General features: G+C 61.6%; 10 protein-coding genes and 1 other RNA gene. 7 read left to right on the top strand and 4 right to left on the bottom strand.

Translation table 11 applies throughout. The features are described from left to right. Positions 1-4 precede the first annotated feature (4 nt). The 3 genes from xdhC to xdhA form a co-directional block, all read right to left on the bottom strand. A complete protein-coding gene (gene xdhC, locus JFU04_RS21860; RefSeq protein ID WP_065909550.1) occupies positions 5-862 on the bottom strand; it encodes a xanthine dehydrogenase accessory protein XdhC in 858 nt (285 codons plus the stop codon). Positions 863-985: 123 nt separating this feature from the next. Continuing rightward, on the bottom strand, positions 986-3,385 hold the full coding sequence (gene xdhB, locus JFU04_RS21855) for a xanthine dehydrogenase molybdopterin binding subunit (protein WP_201145703.1): 2,400 nt from the start codon (positions 3,383-3,385) through the stop codon (positions 986-988). Further along, positions 3,378-4,826 carry a xanthine dehydrogenase small subunit gene (gene xdhA, locus JFU04_RS21850; protein WP_106802953.1) on the bottom strand — a complete coding sequence of 483 codons (1,449 nt, stop codon included), beginning with the start codon at positions 4,824-4,826 and terminating at the stop codon, positions 3,378-3,380. The genes xdhB and xdhA overlap by 8 nt, the downstream gene beginning before the upstream one ends. Before the next feature lie 280 nt (positions 4,827-5,106). Here xdhA and JFU04_RS21845 point away from each other — a divergent pair, with 280 nt between their 5' ends. The 6 genes from JFU04_RS21845 to ffs all read left to right on the top strand — a co-directional run bounded on the left by JFU04_RS21845 (position 5,107) and on the right by ffs (position 14,452). Then, a complete protein-coding gene (locus JFU04_RS21845) occupies positions 5,107-5,766 on the top strand; it encodes a GntR family transcriptional regulator (protein ID WP_065909555.1) in 660 nt (219 codons plus the stop codon). Positions 5,767-5,768: 2 nt separating this feature from the next. Beyond that, positions 5,769-9,257 (top strand): chromosome segregation protein SMC, encoded by a 3,489-nt coding sequence (gene smc, locus JFU04_RS21840; RefSeq protein WP_201145702.1) that lies wholly within the window; start codon positions 5,769-5,771, stop codon positions 9,255-9,257. A gap of 320 nt (positions 9,258-9,577) precedes the next feature. Further along, positions 9,578-10,441 (top strand): cell division protein ZipA, encoded by an 864-nt coding sequence (gene zipA, locus JFU04_RS21835; RefSeq protein ID WP_065909559.1) that lies wholly within the window; start codon positions 9,578-9,580, stop codon positions 10,439-10,441. A gap of 87 nt (positions 10,442-10,528) precedes the next feature. After that, a complete protein-coding gene (gene ligA, locus JFU04_RS21830; RefSeq protein ID WP_201145701.1) occupies positions 10,529-12,898 on the top strand; it encodes an NAD-dependent DNA ligase LigA in 2,370 nt (789 codons plus the stop codon). Positions 12,899-13,049: 151 nt separating this feature from the next. After that, positions 13,050-14,213, top strand: coding sequence for a zinc-binding metallopeptidase family protein (locus tag JFU04_RS21825; RefSeq protein WP_201145700.1), 1,164 nt, complete (start codon positions 13,050-13,052; stop codon positions 14,211-14,213). 142 nt (positions 14,214-14,355) lie between these two features. Beyond that, positions 14,356-14,452: signal recognition particle sRNA small type (gene ffs / locus JFU04_RS21820), an RNA gene on the top strand. Positions 14,453-14,538: 86 nt separating this feature from the next. Here the strand turns inward: ffs and JFU04_RS21815 are convergent. Beyond that, positions 14,539-15,096 (bottom strand): hypothetical protein, encoded by a 558-nt coding sequence (locus tag JFU04_RS21815; protein WP_201145699.1) that lies wholly within the window; start codon positions 15,094-15,096, stop codon positions 14,539-14,541. Between the two features lie 258 nt (positions 15,097-15,354). Between JFU04_RS21815 and JFU04_RS21810 the strand changes: the two genes are divergently transcribed. Continuing rightward, positions 15,355-16,401, top strand: a complete 1,047-nt coding sequence (locus tag JFU04_RS21810; RefSeq protein WP_201145698.1) for an N-acetylmuramidase family protein — start codon at positions 15,355-15,357, stop codon at positions 16,399-16,401. Position 16,402: the final 1 nt, after the last annotated feature.

Here is a 16,402-nt window from a genome sequence, read left to right as displayed (position 1 = left end):
CATCTCAATTCTTGGCAAAAGAAGTCAAAGCTTGGCTGCGGCGCGAGGCCGGCAGCAGTTTGGCAATCGGTTCGGCGCTCGCAGTGTGCTGGCCGAAGTTGGCGTTATAGGTGGCGATGATTTCGCCGGCGATGGAGATCGCGATCTCCACTGGCAATTTACCCTTCACCTCGGTGAGGCCCATCGGGCAATGCATACGCTGCAGTTGCGCGGTATCAAAACCGCGATCACGCAGGCGGTGTTCGAACTTGACGCGTTTGGTCTTCGAACCGATCAGGCCGAAGTAGGTGAAGTCATTGCGCTTGAGCAGGGCGGCGGTCAGTTCCAGGTCCAGCGCGTGATTGTGGGTCATGACGATGCAGTAACTGCCCACCGGCAGGTCGGCAATTTCGTCGACCGGCTCTTCGCTGACGATTTTACGCACGCCTTCGGGGATATGTTCCGGAAACTCCTGGTCACGGGAGTCAATCCAGCGCACCCGGCACGGCAGGCTCGCCAGCAGGGGCACCAGCGCGCGGCCGACATGGCCGGCGCCGAACACGGCGATCTGCGCCTGCACCTGGCCCATGGGTTCGAACAGCAGCACGGTCACGCCACCGCAGCACTGGCCGAGGCTGGCACCCAGACTGAAGCGTTCCAGATGGGTGTTCTGCTGGCCACGTACGAGCATGTCGCGGGCGATCTGCATCGCCTTGTATTCCAGATGGCCGCCGCCGATGGTGTCGAAGGTCTGCGCGGCGCTGATGACCATCTTCGAGCCCGCATTGCGCGGCGTGGAGCCGAGCTCTTCGATGATGGTCACCAGTACGCAGGGTTCACCGCGGTTCTGCAGGTCGGCGAGGGCGCTGATCCAGTAGTTCATGATTACCTCAACATCTCTGTTGTCAGTCCAACCGCTATCGCAGGCAAGCCAGCTCCCACATTTGATTGGGTTCACACATCAACATGTGGGAGCCGGGCTTGCCCGCGATGGCAGCGCCTGGGTCTAAAGCGAAGCCAGCTCGGTTTGCGTTTCCACAGCTTTTGTGGCAGTCAGTTGGCGCATTTGCTCACACCCCCACAACACGCGCTCCGGCGTCGCCGGCGCATCGATCTGCGGCTGATGGCGATAGTCACCCAGGCTCGCCACGGCGTCCTTGATCGCACACCACGAAGCAATCCCGAGCATGAACGGCGGCTCGCCCACGGCCTTGGAATGGAACACCGTGTCTTCCGGGTTCTTGCGGTTTTCCACCAGCTTCACGCGCAGGTCCAGCGGCATGTCGGCGACGGCCGGGATCTTGTAGCTGGCCGGGCCGTTGGTCATCAGCTTGCCCTTGTTGTTCCACACCAGCTCCTCCATGGTCAGCCAGCCCATGCCCTGGATAAAGCCGCCTTCGACCTGGCCGATGTCGATGGCCGGGTTCAGCGAGGCGCCCACGTCGTGGAGGATGTCGGTGCGCAGCATCTTGTACTCGCCGGTCAGGGTGTCGACGATCACTTCGCAGCACGCCGCGCCGAACGCGAAGTAGTAGAACGGCCGACCGCGCGCCTGGCTGCGGTCGTAGAAGATTTTCGGGGTCTTGTAGAAGCCGGTGCTCGACAGCGACACCTGGGCGAAATACGCCTGCTGGATCAGCGCCTCAAAGGTCAGGATCTGGTCACGCACGCGCACATGGCCGTTATGGAATTCCACGTCCGCTTCGCTCACGTCGTACTTGCGCGCGGCGAATTCCACCAGGCGCTGCTTGATGGTTTCGGCAGCGTTCTGCGCGGCCTTGCCGTTCAGGTCGGCACCGCTGGAGGCGGCGGTCGGCGAGGTGTTGGGCACTTTGTCGGTGTTGGTGGCGGTGATCTGCACACGGTCGATTTCGACCTGGAACACTTCGGCCACCACTTGCGCGACCTTGGTGTTCAAGCCCTGGCCCATCTCGGTGCCGCCGTGGTTGAGGTGGATGCTGCCGTCCGTGTAGATATGGATCAACGCGCCGGCCTGGTTGAGGAAGCTTGCGGTAAACGAAATACCGAACTTGACCGGGGTCAGCGCCAGGCCTTTTTTCAGGATCGGGCTGTGGGCGTTGTACAGGCGAATCGCTTCGCGGCGCTCGGCGTATTGGCTGCTGGCTTCAAGCTCGGCGGTCATCTCTTCGAGCATGTTGTGCTCGACGGTCTGGTAGTAATGCGTGACGTTGCGCTCGGTCTTGCCGTAGTAGTTGGCCTTGCGCACGGCCAGCGGGTCCAGCGCCAGGTGACGGGCGATGGCGTCCATCACTTCCTCGATGGCGACCATCCCTTGCGGGCCGCCGAAACCGCGATAGGCGGTGTTGGACGCGGTGTTGGTCTTGCAGCGATGGCCGTTGACCGTGGCATCGCCCAGGTAATACGAGTTGTCGGCGTGGAACATCGCGCGGTCGACGATCGAGTTCGACAGGTCCGGCGAGCAACCGCAGTTACCTGCCAGTTCCAGGTTGATCCCGTGCAGGCGCCCGCTGTCGTCGAAGCCCACGTCGTATTCGATGTAGAAAGGGTGGCGCTTGCCGGTCATCAGCATGTCTTCGACGCGCGGCAGGCGCATCTTGGTCGGCTGGCCGGTGAGGCGCGCGACTACGGCACACAGGCATGCCGGGCTGGCGGCCTGGGTTTCCTTACCGCCGAAACCGCCGCCCATGCGGCGCATGTCGACGACGATTTTGTTCATCGACACGTCGAGCACTTCGGCCACCAGTTTCTGCACTTCGGTGGGGTTCTGCGTGGAGCAGTAGACAATCATGCCTCCGTCTTCGGTGGGCATCACCGAGGAGATCTGGGTTTCCAGGTAGAAGTGTTCCTGGCCGCCGATATGCAGGGTGCCCTGGATGCGGTTTTTGGCGGTCGCCAGGGCGCCCGTCGAATCACCGCGCTGGTGGGTGTGGCTGTCGAGCACGAAATGTTTTTTGCGAAAGGCTTCGACCACGTCCAGCACCGGTTCGAGGTCCTCGTATTCGATCACCGCCGCCATCGCCGCCTGGCGGGCGGTCTCCAGGTCACGCGCGGCCACGGCGAGTACCACCTGGCCGACGAACTGCACGGTGTCGATGGCCAGCAACGGGTCGCCGGGCATCAGCGGGCCGATGTCCTTCAGGCCGGGCACGTCTTCATGGGTGATGACTATGCGCACGCCGTCGAAGGCGTAGCAGGGCGCCGTATCAATGCTGACGATGCGGGCGTGGGCGCGGTCGGACATGCGTGCATACAGGTGCAACTGGTTGGGGAATTCCAGGCGGTCATCGATGTACTGCGCTTCACCGCTGACGTGCTTGGCGGCGCTGTCATGCTTGACGCTGCGGCCGACCCCGGAGGTGAGGTCCTGGGCAAACAGCTCGGCGAGTTCGGCCTGGGTTTTGACCACGACGTGATGGTTAGACATAAGCGGTCACCCGAGTCTCGATATGCGGCGTTTGCAGTTCGATGAAGTATTTGCGCAGCAGGTTCTGGGCGCTGAGCAGGCGGTATTCCTTGCTGGCGCGAAAGTCCGACAGCGGGGTGAAATCCTCGGCCAGGGCGGCGCAGGCTTTCTCCACCGTGGCGGCATTCCAGGTCGCGCCGACCAACGCGGCTTCGCAGCTTTTCGCGCGTTTGGGCGTGGCGGCCATGCCCCCGAAGGCGGCACGTGCTTGGCTGATCACGCCGTTGTCGATCTTCAGATTGAAGGCGGCGCAGACGGCGGAAATATCATCGTCCAGGCGCTTGGAAACCTTGTACGCGCGAAACAGTGCGTGGCCCTTGGGCACGATGATTTTCTCGATGAACTCACTGTCCTGGCGGGCGGTGACGCGGTAGTCGATGAAATAATCTTCCAGCGCCAGCGTGCGGCGCACATCGCCTTTGCACAACACGATCTGCGCGCCCAGCGCGATCAGCAGCGGCGGTGAATCACCAATCGGCGAGGCGTTGCCGATATTGCCGCCGAGGGTGCCCTGGTTGCGGATCTGCAACGAGGCGAAGCGGTGCAGCAGGTCGCCGAAATCCGGGTATTCGTGGTGCAGCGCGGTGTAGCAGTCGGAGAGGGCGGTGGCGGCGCCGATTTCAAGGCGATCGTCGAAGTCTTCGATGCGCTTCATCTCTTCGATGTTGCCGACGTAGATCATCACCGGCAGCGTGCGGTGGAACTGCGTGACTTCCAGCGCCAGGTCGGTGCCGCCGGCCAGCAGGCGGGCTTGCGGGTAGGCGTCGTAGAGGTCGGCCAGGTCGGCGACGGTCAGGGGCACCAGGCAGCGTTTGTCGCCACTGTTGAGTTCGCCGGTCTGCGTCGGCGCGATGGCTTTGAGGCGGGCGATGGTCTCGGCCTGGCGGCTGTCGAACTGGTCCACCGGCTTGTTGCAGCAGGCCTGTTCGGCGGCGGCCAGAATCGGCCGATAGCCGGTGCAGCGGCACAGATTACCGGCCAGCGCTTCATGGGCTTTCTGGCTGTCGGGCGCGTCGCTGTTTTTTTGCAGCGCGAACAGCGACATCACAAAGCCCGGGGTGCAAAAGCCGCATTGCGAACCGTGGCACTCCACCATGGCTTTTTGCACGCTGTGCAGTTGGCCTTGATGCTTGAGGTCTTCGACGCTGATCAGTTGTTTGCCGTGCAGGGACGAGACGAAAGTCAGGCACGAGTTGAGGCTGCGATAGCGGATCTGCTCGGCACCCTGGGCATCGCGGTGCAGTTCGCCGACCACCACCGTGCACGCACCGCAGTCGCCGCTGGCGCAGCCTTCCTTGGTGCCGGATTTGCCCAGGTGCTCACGCAAGTAGTTGAGCACGGTCAGGTTGGGGTCCAGGGCGTGCTCGCTACGGAGTTCCTGGTTAAGTAAAAACTGGATCACGGAAGGCCTCGCAGACTCATTATTGTTGTTAACCGCTTTGCGCCGAATCTAGTCATGTCTGACTTTTCGGTCAACGATTTTCTGACCAGAAGGTCAAGAAATTGCGATCACAACACTTTCAATTATGGTCCAGTCTTCTGAAACCGGCGTTTTATGGGGCTTTTGCCTTTTCAGCGCTGCTTATTTCGTGCCAAATTCGCGCTTGTGGGCCCAGCGCCATCAGCCAGCATTTGCGCTACACTGCCGCGCTTGTACCGATAGAAGATTTTGAAGGGAAAACATGACGTTCAAGGCGCCGGACAGTCTCGCCGAGCAAATCGCTCACCACCTCGCCGAACGTATCATTCGCGGCGATCTCAAGCCTGGGGAACGGATCCAGGAACAGAAAGTCACGCTGGCGCTCAATGTCAGCCGTGGTTCCGTGCGTGAAGCCCTGCTGATCCTCGAGCGTCGCCACCTGATCGCGATCCTGCCGCGCCGGGGCGCCCACGTCACCGAACTCACTGCACACAAGGTCCAGAGCCTGTGCACACTGATGGGCGAGCTGTACATCCTGCTCGGCAATGCGGTGGCCCAGGGCTGGCAGGTGCAGGCTGACATGGCGCCGTTCCTGCAGATCCAGCAACGCCTGATCTCCAGCTTCGAGCGCCAGGACATTCGCGCCTTCGTCGAAGAAAGCTTCAACGTGATGCGCGCCGCGTACCCCTTTGCCAACAACCCGTATCTGCAGGAAACCGTCGAGAACCTGCAACCGGCGATGAACCGCGCCTACTACCTGGCGCTGGATCAACGCAAGGCCTCCATGAGTGAATACCTCGTGCTGTTCGAGCAATTGCTCGCCGCGGTACTCGCCCGTGACCTGGCGCAGATTCGCCTGGTGCTGTCGGCCTACGGCCAGCGCAGTTGCTCGTTGGTCATCGCTGCGTTGGCGGACGCCTAAGCGTGCGGCTCAAGTGCATCAAACTGGCGGGGTTCAAATCCTTCGTCGACCCGACCACGGTGAACTTCCCCAGTAACATGGCGGCGGTGGTCGGGCCCAATGGCTGCGGCAAGTCGAATATCATCGACGCCGTACGCTGGGTGATGGGCGAGAGCTCGGCCAAGAACCTGCGTGGCGAGTCGATGACCGACGTCATCTTCAACGGCTCCACCAGCCGCAAGCCGGTGAGCCAGGCCAGCATCGAACTGGTGTTCGATAACTCCGATGGCACCCTGATCGGCGAGTACGCGGCTTACGCGGAAATCTCGATCCGCCGCAAAGTGACGCGCGACAGCCAGAACAGCTACTTCCTCAACGGCACCAAGTGCCGTCGCCGCGACATTACCGACATCTTCCTCGGCACCGGCCTGGGCCCGCGCAGCTACTCGATCATCGAGCAGGGCATGATCTCCAAGCTGATCGAAGCCAAGCCCGAAGACCTGCGTAACTTTATCGAAGAGGCGGCCGGCATCTCCAAGTACAAGGAGCGCCGCCGCGAGACCGAAAATCGCATTCGCCGCACCCACGAGAACCTCGCCCGCCTGACCGACCTGCGCGAAGAGCTGGAGCGCCAGTTGGAGCGCCTGCACCGCCAGGCCCAGGCGGCCGAGAAGTATCAGGAATACAAGGGCGAGGAGCGTCAGCTCAAGGCGCAACTCTCGGCCCTGCGCTGGCAGGCGCTGAATGATCAGGTCGGCCAGCGCGAAGCGATCATCGGCACCCAGGAAATCAGCTTCGAAGCGCTGGTGGCCGAGCAGCGCAATGCCGATGCGAGCATCGAGCGCCTGCGCGATGGCCACCATGACTTGTCCGAGCGCTTCAATCTGGTGCAGGGGCGCTTCTACTCGGTGGGGGGCGACATCGCACGCGTCGAGCAGAGCATCCAGCACGGCCAGCAGCGTCTGCGCCAATTGCAGGACGATCTGAAGGAAGCCGAACGCGCGCGCCTGGAAACCGAATCGCACCTGGGTCATGACCGCACGTTGCTGCTGACCCTCGGCGAAGAGCTGGACATGCTCACCCCCGAGCAGGAAATCACCAACGCCGCCGCCGAAGAAGCTGCCGCCGCGCTGGAAGACTCCGAAACCACCATGCACGGCTGGCAGGAGCAGTGGGACACGTTCAACCTGCAATCCGCCGAGCCGCGCCGCCAGGCAGAGGTGCAGCAGTCGCGCATCCAGCAGCTGGAAACCAGCATGGAGCGCCTGGCCGAGCGCCAGCGTCGCCTGCAGGAAGAGCGCGTGCTGCTCGCCGCCGATCCGGAAGACGCGGCGATCATGGAGCTCAGCGAGCAACTCGCCGAAAGCGAGATGACCCTCGAGGAGCTGGAAGCCAGCGAAGAACAACAAGTGGAGCGCCTGGAGCAATTGCGTCAGCAACTGCAACAGGCGACCCAGGCCCAGCAGCAGGCCCAGGGCGATTTGCAGCGGCTCAACGGCCGGCTCGCCTCGCTCGAAGCCTTGCAGCAGGCCGCACTGGACCCAGGCACCGGCACCGCCGAGTGGCTGCGCGACCAGCATCTGGCCGAGCGCCCGCGCCTGGCCGAGGGCTTGAAGGTCGAAGCCGGTTGGGAGCTGGCGGTGGAAACCGTGCTCGGTGCCGACCTGCAGGCGGTGCTGGTAGATGATTTTGGCGGTTTCGACCTGGCCCGGTTTGCCCAGGGTGACCTGCGCCTGCTCAGCCCCGCCGCCGATGGCACACGGGTGCCAGGCAGTTTGCTGGATAAGGTCGAGGCAGCGATTGATCTGTCGCCGTGGCTGGGGCAGGTCAAGCCGGTTGAATCCCTTGAGCAAGCCTTGGCGCAGCGCGGTCAACTGGCGGCCGGCGAAAGCCTGATCAGCCGCGACGGCTATTGGGTTGGCCGGCATTTTCTGCGTGTGCGCCGCGCCAGTGAAGCGGAAAGCGGCGTATTGGCCCGTGGCCAGGAAATCGTCAACCTGATCGCCGAGCGTGAAGAGCGCGAGGCCACCCTGGAAAGCCTCGAGACCGAACTGCAAACCCTGCGCGCCACCCAGCGCCAGCAAGAGACCGGCCGCGAACACCTGCGCCGGCTGTTGCAGGACGAAGCGCGCCAGCAGGGCGAATTGAAAGCCCAGCTGTCGGCGAGCAAGGCCAAGGTCGAACAATTGACCCTGCGCCGCACCCGTCTTGACGAAGAAGTCGCCGAGATGGGCGAGCAGCGCACCCTCGAACACGAACAGATCGGCGAAGCGCGCCTGCAACTGCAGGAAGCCCTCGACAGCATGGCGCTGGACACCGAACAGCGCGAACTGCTGCTGGCCCAGCGCGACAGCCTGCGCGAGCGCCTTGACCGCGTCCGCCAGGAAGCCCGGCAGCACAAAGATCACGCGCATCAATTGGCGGTGCGCCTCGGCTCGCTGCGCGCCCAGCACGCGTCGACGGCCCAGGCCCTTGAGCGCCTGGAGATGCAGTCCGAACGCCTCACCGAAAAGCGCGAGCAACTGAGCCTCAACCTCGAAGAGGGCGAAGCGCCGCTGGAAGAGTTGCGGCTCAGGCTGGAAGAGTTGCTCGACAAGCGCATGACCGTCGACGAAGAGCTCAAGACCGCGCAGATCGCCCTCGAAGACGCCGACCGAGAACTGCGCGACGCCGAAAAGCGCCGGACCCAGGCCGAGCAGCAATCCCAGTTGATTCGCGGCCAACTCGAACAACAGCGCATGGAATGGCAAGCCCTGACCGTGCGTCGCAAGACCCTGCAAGACCAATTGCTCGAAGACGGCTACGACCTGCACGGCGTGCTCAACACCCTGACCGCCCAGGCCAACGAAAAAGAAGCCGAAGAGGAACTTGAACGCATTGCCGCGCGTATCCAGCGACTCGGCGCGATCAACCTCGCGGCCATCGACGAGTACCAGCAACAGTCCGAGCGCAAACGTTATCTGGATGCCCAGGATGCCGACCTGGTCGAAGCCCTGGACACTCTGGAAAACGTGATCCGCAAGATCGACAAGGAAACCCGTAATCGCTTCAAAGATACCTTTGATCAGATTAATGGCGGTTTACAGGCGTTATTCCCGAAAGTTTTCGGTGGTGGCAGCGCTTACTTGGAACTGACGGGCGAAGATCTACTCGATACAGGGGTAACGATCATGGCGCGGCCACCCGGCAAGAAGAACAGCACCATCCATTTGTTGTCCGGCGGCGAGAAAGCCCTGACCGCATTGGCCCTGGTATTTGCCATCTTCAAGTTGAATCCGGCGCCGTTCTGCATGCTCGATGAAGTTGACGCCCCGCTGGATGACGCTAACGTTGGACGTTACGCACGACTGGTCAAGGAAATGTCCCAGACGGTGCAGTTCATCTATATCACCCACAACAAGATCGCCATGGAAATGGCCGATCAGTTGATGGGCGTGACGATGCACGAACCCGGTTGTTCGCGATTGGTCGCGGTGGATGTGGAAGAGGCGATGGCGATGGTGGACGCCTAGCGGCGAGTTGCTAGTTGTCAGCGGCTGGCGGCAAGTACTTGAGGCTTGAGGCTTGAGGCTTGAGGCTTATAGCGTGCAGCTTGTAGCTCACAGTTGGCGGCGGGTGTAAGAGGTCGATCAGCGTGTCGAAAGATGGCAAATCGACACATTTCGCGCCAACTGTGTAAAGTTATCTTTGGTCGTGCTAGTTTAATGTCAATTTTTCGTATGCGTGGGCAAAACGTCAGTCAGAACATAGAGTTGGCGCCACGTTTTAAAGCGGTTTGCACGGTGCTAAACCCCTTATTTTTCAGCATTTTTTATTAGAGGCACGGGATTACATGGAAATCGGTCTGCGCGAGTGGCTGATCGTCATCGGCATTATTGTCATTGCCGGTATTCTTTTTGATGGCTGGCGCCGCATGCGCGGTGGCAAGGGTAAGCTCAAATTCCGTCTGGACCGCAACCTGTCCAACTTGCCCGACGACGACGGCGGCGCCGAGCTGCTGGGGCCGCCCCGTGTGCTGGATACCCATAAAGAACCGCAACTGGACGAGCATGACTTGCCGTCGATGAGCGCGCCGGTGCGTGAAGCCCGCGAGCCGTCCTCCAAGCGTGGCAAGCGCGCCAACCCTGCCGTGGCCGAGCCACATCAGGGCGACCTCAACCTGGATGTGGACGAAGGCCCGAGCTTCAGCAGCCGCGACGACGACTTCCCGGACGAAAACGTCGGCAAGAATGCCCCGCGCCAATCGGTCAACGATCAGCCGGCCGCCGAAGAAGTGCTGGTGATCAGCGTGATCTGCCGCGACGCCGCTGGCTTCAAGGGGCCGGCGCTGCTGCAGAACATCCTCGAAAGCGGCCTGCGTTTCGGCGAGATGGACATCTTCCACCGTCACGAAAGCATGGCCGGTAACGGCGAAGTGCTGTTCTCCATGGCCAATGCGGTCAAGCCGGGCACTTTCGACCTGGATGATATCGACCTGTTCAGCACGCCGGCCGTGAGCTTCTTCCTCGGCCTGCCGGGTCCGCGTCACCCCAAACAGGCGTTTGATGTGATGGTGGCCGCCGCCCGCAAGCTGTCCCAGGAACTCAACGGCGAGCTCAAGGACGACCAGCGCAGCGTCCTGACCGCCCAGACCATCGAACACTACCGTCAGCGCATCGTCGAGTTCGAGCGTCGCGCACTGACACAGAAACGCTGAGGATTGGTCCTCAGCGTTGTCAGTAGAATAAGCGCACTAACATATTGAGCAGCTTCGGCTGCTCTTTTGCTTTCTGAGAGAACACCCATGACCGCCGCCCCTACCCGCATCCTCGAACTGCGCGCTGAACTGGATCAGCACAACTACCGTTACCACGTCCTCGACGAGCCGAGCATTCCGGACGCCGAATACGACCGGCTGTTCCACGAGCTCAAGGCCCTGGAGGCCGAGCACCCGGAGCTGGTCACGCGTGATTCGCCGACGCAGCGGGTCGGCAGCGCGGCACTCTCGGCCTTTACCCAGGTGCGCCACGAAATTCCGATGCTCAGCCTGGGCAACGCCTTCGATGAAACCACCATGCTCGAATTCGATCGGCGGGTCACCGAAGGGCTCGACCTGCCGGTGGGCGATCTGTTTGGGGGCGGCGCGGCGGTGGAGTACAGCTGCGAGCCGAAGCTGGACGGGCTGGCGGTCAGCCTGCTGTACCAGGATGGCGAGTTGGTGCGCGGCGCCACGCGCGGCGACGGTACGACTGGCGAGGACATCAGCGTCAACGTGCGCACCGTGCGTAATATCCCGCTGAAACTGCACGGCAGCGGTTGGCCGGCGACGCTCGAAGTACGCGGTGAAGTGTTCATGTCCAAGGCCGGTTTCGAACGGCTCAATGCCTGGCAGCTGGAAGTCGGCGGCAAGACCTTCGCCAACCCGCGCAACGCCGCGGCCGGCAGCCTGCGCCAGCTTGACTCGAAGATCACCGCCAGCCGCCCGCTGGAATTCTGCTGCTATGGCATTGGCCAGGTGACGGCGGATATCAGCGACACCCATATCGGCAACCTCAAGCAGTTGCAGAAATGGGGCATGCCCATCAGCCATGAGTTGAAACTGGCCAAGGGTATCCAGGAATGCCTGGCTTACTACCACGACATTGGTGAACGGCGTAACAACCTGGCGTACGAAATCGACGGTGTGGTGTTCAAGGTCAACAGCATTGCTGCCCAGCGTGAACTGGGCTTTCGCGCGCGTGAGCCGCGTTGGGCGATCGCGCATAAATTCCCGGCCATGGAAGAGCTGACTGAATTGCTCGATGTGGAATTCCAGGTCGGCCGCACCGGCGCCGTGACCCCGGTGGCGCGCTTGAAGCCGGTCAAGGTTGCGGGCGTCACTGTATCCAACGCCACCCTGCACAACATGGATGAGGTTGCGCGCCTGGGCCTGATGATCGGTGACACGGTGATCATCCGCCGCGCCGGTGACGTGATTCCGCAGGTGGTCTCGGTGGTGCCCGAGCGCCGCCCGGAAAACGCCCGCGCGGTGCAGATCCCCGAGAGTTGCCCGGTGTGTGGCTCGCATGTGGAGCGCACGCAGCTGGTCAAGCGCAGCAAGGGCAAGGAAACCGTCAGCGAAGGCGCGGTATACCGCTGCGTTGGGCGCCTGGCCTGTGGGGCGCAGCTCAAGCAGGCGATTATCCATTTTGTCTCGCGCCGCGCCATGGACATCGACGGTCTGGGCGACAAGACCATCGAGCAATTGGTGGATGAAAAACTCATCGGTTCGCCGGCCGACCTCTACAAGCTCAAATACGAGCAGATCATCGACCTGGAAGGCTTTGCCGATATATCCAGCAAGAAGCTGATCACCGCCATCGAAAACAGCAAGTCGCCGACCCTGGCGCGCTTTATCTACGCGCTGGGCATTCCCGACGTGGGCGAGGAGACCGCCAAGGTGCTGGCACGCTCGCTGGCGTCCCTTGAGCGGGTGCAGAAGGCCTTGCCGGAAGTGCTGACGTACTTGCCGGACGTCGGCCTGGAAGTGGCGCACGAGATCCACAGCTTCTTCGAGGACAGCCACAACCAGGACGTGATCGGCGCGCTGCTGTCGCCGGATGAATGCGGCCTGCAACTGCAGGATCAAGGCGAGCTGAGCGCCGAGTTCGCCGCCAGCACCACGCTGGGTGGTCTGCTCGACAAGCTGCATGTGCCGAGTGTGGGCCCGGGCGCCGCGCAGAAACTCGCGGACAAGTTCGGCAGCCTCGAAGGCGTGATCAAGGCCGACTGGCTCGACATGCGCCAGGCGCTGCCCGAGAAGCAGGCCAAGGCGGTGCGCGAGTTCTTCGACAACGAAGACAACGCCAACCGCGCCCTGGCCATCGAGCAGCAGCTCAAAGACTTCGGCATGCACTGGCAGAGCGAGAAAAAGGTGGTCGAAGGCTTGCCAGAAGCCGGTCACACCTGGGTGCTCACCGGCTCCCTGGAGCTGATGAGCCGTGACGTGGCCAAGGACAAGCTCGAAAGCCTGGGCGCCAAGGTCGCCGGTTCCGTGTCGGCGAAAACCCACTGCGTGGTGGCAGGGCCGGGCGCCGGATCGAAACTGGCCAAGGCCAGCGAGCTGGGCCTGAAGGTCCTGGACGAAGAGGCCTTTGTAGCCTTCCTGGCCAAGCACAACATCACTGTCGACTGACACCCCTCCACTGCAGGAGGCCGGCTTGCCGGCGGTAGCGCCTTCACGTGCGCCATCGCCGGCAGCCGGGCTCCTGCAGGATATGGTTATATTTTCGGAACGTTCTTCGGCGCGAATTGATCTAGTCTTCGTCACCCAGGGAGAGACCGCCATGTTCCGCTACTTCGAGCAACTCAGTTCGCGCATCGCCGCGCCGTTCATGCCGGGCTCATCGCGCGATAGCAAGGTGTGGCAATGCCGTTGCGGGCAATCGCTGTTCTTTCGCAACAGCCAGTGCCTGGCCTGCCAGGCCGTGCTCGGCTACCAGCCGCAGCAAAGCCGCTTGTCCTCCCTGCAACCCGGTCCCGTCGCCGGCACGTGGCTGCAGGATGACAACCTTGACGCCGGCGCCTTCCGCCGCTGCGCCAACCTCGACACGCCGGCTGCCTGCAACTGGCTGATCCCTGCCCACAGCACCGCGCCACTGTGCGTGGCCTGCAGCCTCAACCGCACCATCCCCGACCTTTCCATCGCGGAAAATCCCGAGCGCTGGCGCAAGGTCGAGACCGCCAAGCGCCGCCTGGTGGCGCAATTGATCAGCCTCGGCCTGCGCGTGGTGCCCAAGAGTGAGGATGAGGACAACGGCCTGGCCTTCGACTTCGTCGGCATCGACCTGGAAGGCAATGCGCCGATGACCGGCCATGCCAACGGCCTGATCACCCTCGACATCAAGGAGGCCGACGACGCCCACCGCGAGAAAATCCGCGTGCAGATGCGTGAACCGTATCGCACCTTGCTCGGCCATTTTCGCCACGAGGTCGGCCATTATTATTGGGATCGCCTGATTGCCAATAGCCACTGGCTGGAGCCTTTTCGCCACCTGTTCGGCGACGAACGCGCCAGTTACGCGGATGCCCTCGACCAGCACTACCAGAAAGGCCCGCGCCCCGATTGGCAGCAAACCTGCGTCAGTGCCTACGCCACCATGCACCCCTGGGAAGACTGGGCCGAAACCTGGGCGCACTACTTGCACATGATGGACGCCGTCGATACCGCCCTGGGCTTCGGCATGAGCGCCCGCGAGATGGACCTGGATTACCAGCCATTCCCGCTCTCCACCCTGTACGACCCCGAGCATCCCGGCGGTGTTGCGTTCCTGTCGTTCGTCAACGCCTGGATCGAACTGGCCGGCATGCTCAACGAACTGTCGCGCAGCATGGGGCAGCCGGATTTCTATCCCTTCGTGCTACCCCCTGCGGTGATCGCCAAGCTGCACTTCATTCACCTGGTCATCCAGGAAGAGGGCGGCCGCGCTGACGACGCGGTGATCCTGTAGGCGCCGGCAAGCCAGCTCCTGCGGGCGGACACAAGTGCTTGAACCATCGAATATTTTTAATCCGGCACCAACGGTTGTAACTTCCGATGAGATCGGTACAATGGCGCGGCTTGCCGAGAGGCGAGCGTCGTTATGGTGACCCCATCGGTCCCCCCGCAACGATTACCCGTGAACCTGGTCAGAGCCGGAAGGCAGCAGCCACAGCGGGAACATTGTGTGCCGGGGTGTGGCTGGTGGGGTTGCCTCCATAACGCTCTTCCGCAACACCCCTCAAAAATCCTTTCAGTTCCAATCGCCATTGGCGAATCGATGTCTGCTGCGCGCTTTATGGCCGATACAGTGGAAAGGCCTTGAACGTCGGCACCAATTCCGCGCCCATCTTTTGCGTGCTCTCTACCGGGTCATCCGGTGTGGGAATATTCCGGGCGAAGTGAAAGATGATGATCTGGTCGGTGGCGCTGTCCTTGTAGTACTTGAAGAAGCTTATTTCAGAGAACTGCCCATCCTTGCGCAGTGACTTGGGGAAGAACAGCATCAGGTACAAGACCCCGGTCCTGTTATCGGTCGTCAGGATCGCCGGCATGTTCGGGTTTTCCTGCTGGTGGAGTTGCACGGTGCGTTTGCCCAGGTCGAGCGGCTCGAAGCGGTTCTGATCGCGTGGGACGACGGTGAAGTCGAGCATTTCACTCCAGGCATCGACGCTTTCCTGCGGCGGGAAAAACTCCCACAGCCCCGGTTTGCGGAATTTGAGTACAAACGTCTTGCCGGCGAACTGCACCGACTGCGTGTCGGCGATGGAGGGGCGTGACAGGTCGGGCTTCGGTGTGGAGGCGCAGCCGGCCAGCAGGGCTACGAGCGACACGATAAGCAGGGTGGCTTTCATTTCAATCCTTGAATGTTTTCAGGTACGAGCGTCATGCGCCCGTGACAGTAGCCGAATGCGCCGGCAAATACCTCGCTTAATGGTCATTGCAGGGTTTAACGGCACCCTGGTGAGGGCTCTTTCACAGGTTTTAATACTCACTCTGGACAACCCAAAACCACCTTGCTAGTTTGCGCCGGCTACTTGTTTCAGATTATGACAAGAGCACGCAATGATATTGAAGTGCTATCACTTCTTTAACTCACAAGGATGTCTGTGATGAAAAGCCTGCAAGGGTTGCCCCGTCTTATCAGTGCTTCGGTAGGTGCTCCCGGTAAAGCCCGTAACTTGCCCGCCGATGTTCAGTGCATCCAGTATCTATTCAACTTGATCATTCCCAAGATGGGCTTTCCACTGGCCGAAAACGGCAAGTGTGACGGCCAGTTGGTGCAGTGCATCAGCCAGTATCAGTTTCGCCACCTTAAATATGCCCACCCCGATGGCGTGATCGACCCCACCGGCCGGACCTTCAACAGTCTGATCGAAGAGGCGGTGAAGGTGCCGGTCAAAGCCTTCCCGACCCTGCGCATCCCCATCTTCTTGAATGCGTTCGGCAATAACCAGGGCGATGCAGTGCAGGCGACGGTCAATGTGTACCTGGACCGCGTTCGCGCGACGATCGAGGCCGAGCGGCGTAACCGGCAACTGATGATGCAGGCCACGTGCGACGGGGGCATGACGCTCAGCGATACAGACTTCCAGAACGCCGCCACGCAGTTGGGCAACGGTATTTCGGTGAATGTGATCAAGGCTTTCGCGACCATCGAGTCTGGCGGGCGCTTTGGGTTCGGGCCGGCCAAGTTGCCGATCATCGCCTTCGAAGGGCACCACTTTCGCAAGTACACCAATCATATCTACGACCAGGCGCACCCGCTGCTGTCTTACCCCTACAAGAGAAAAGCCGGGCCGCAGTGGCAGGTCAACAACAAGGACCAGGTCAAGGCCTGGGAAACCATGGCGACCGCCTTCGCCCTCGATCAGGAAGCGGCGTTGATGTCGGCGTCCTGGGGGATGTTTCAGGTCATGGGCTTCAACTTCGGATCGTGCGGTTACAAGACCGTGTTTGAATTCGTCGCGGCATTAAAGGTGAATGCCGGTAACCAACTTAAAGCGTACTTGAGTTTTTGCAGCAAGAGCCCGGCGCTGATGAAGGCAATGAAGGCCAAGGATTTTACCGCCATGGCCTACAACTATAACGGCGAGGACTACGGCAACTATGACGTCCTTATGAAAAAAGCCTACGAAGAATTTGAAAGGAAGAAATAAG

The sequence above is a fragment of the Pseudomonas sp. TH21 genome, from assembly GCF_016651025.1.
Lineage (GTDB): Bacteria > Pseudomonadota > Gammaproteobacteria > Pseudomonadales > Pseudomonadaceae > Aquipseudomonas > Aquipseudomonas aylmerensis.
Note: the sequence above shows the minus strand (reverse complement) of the source record. Positions and strands in the feature narration are given on the sequence as shown.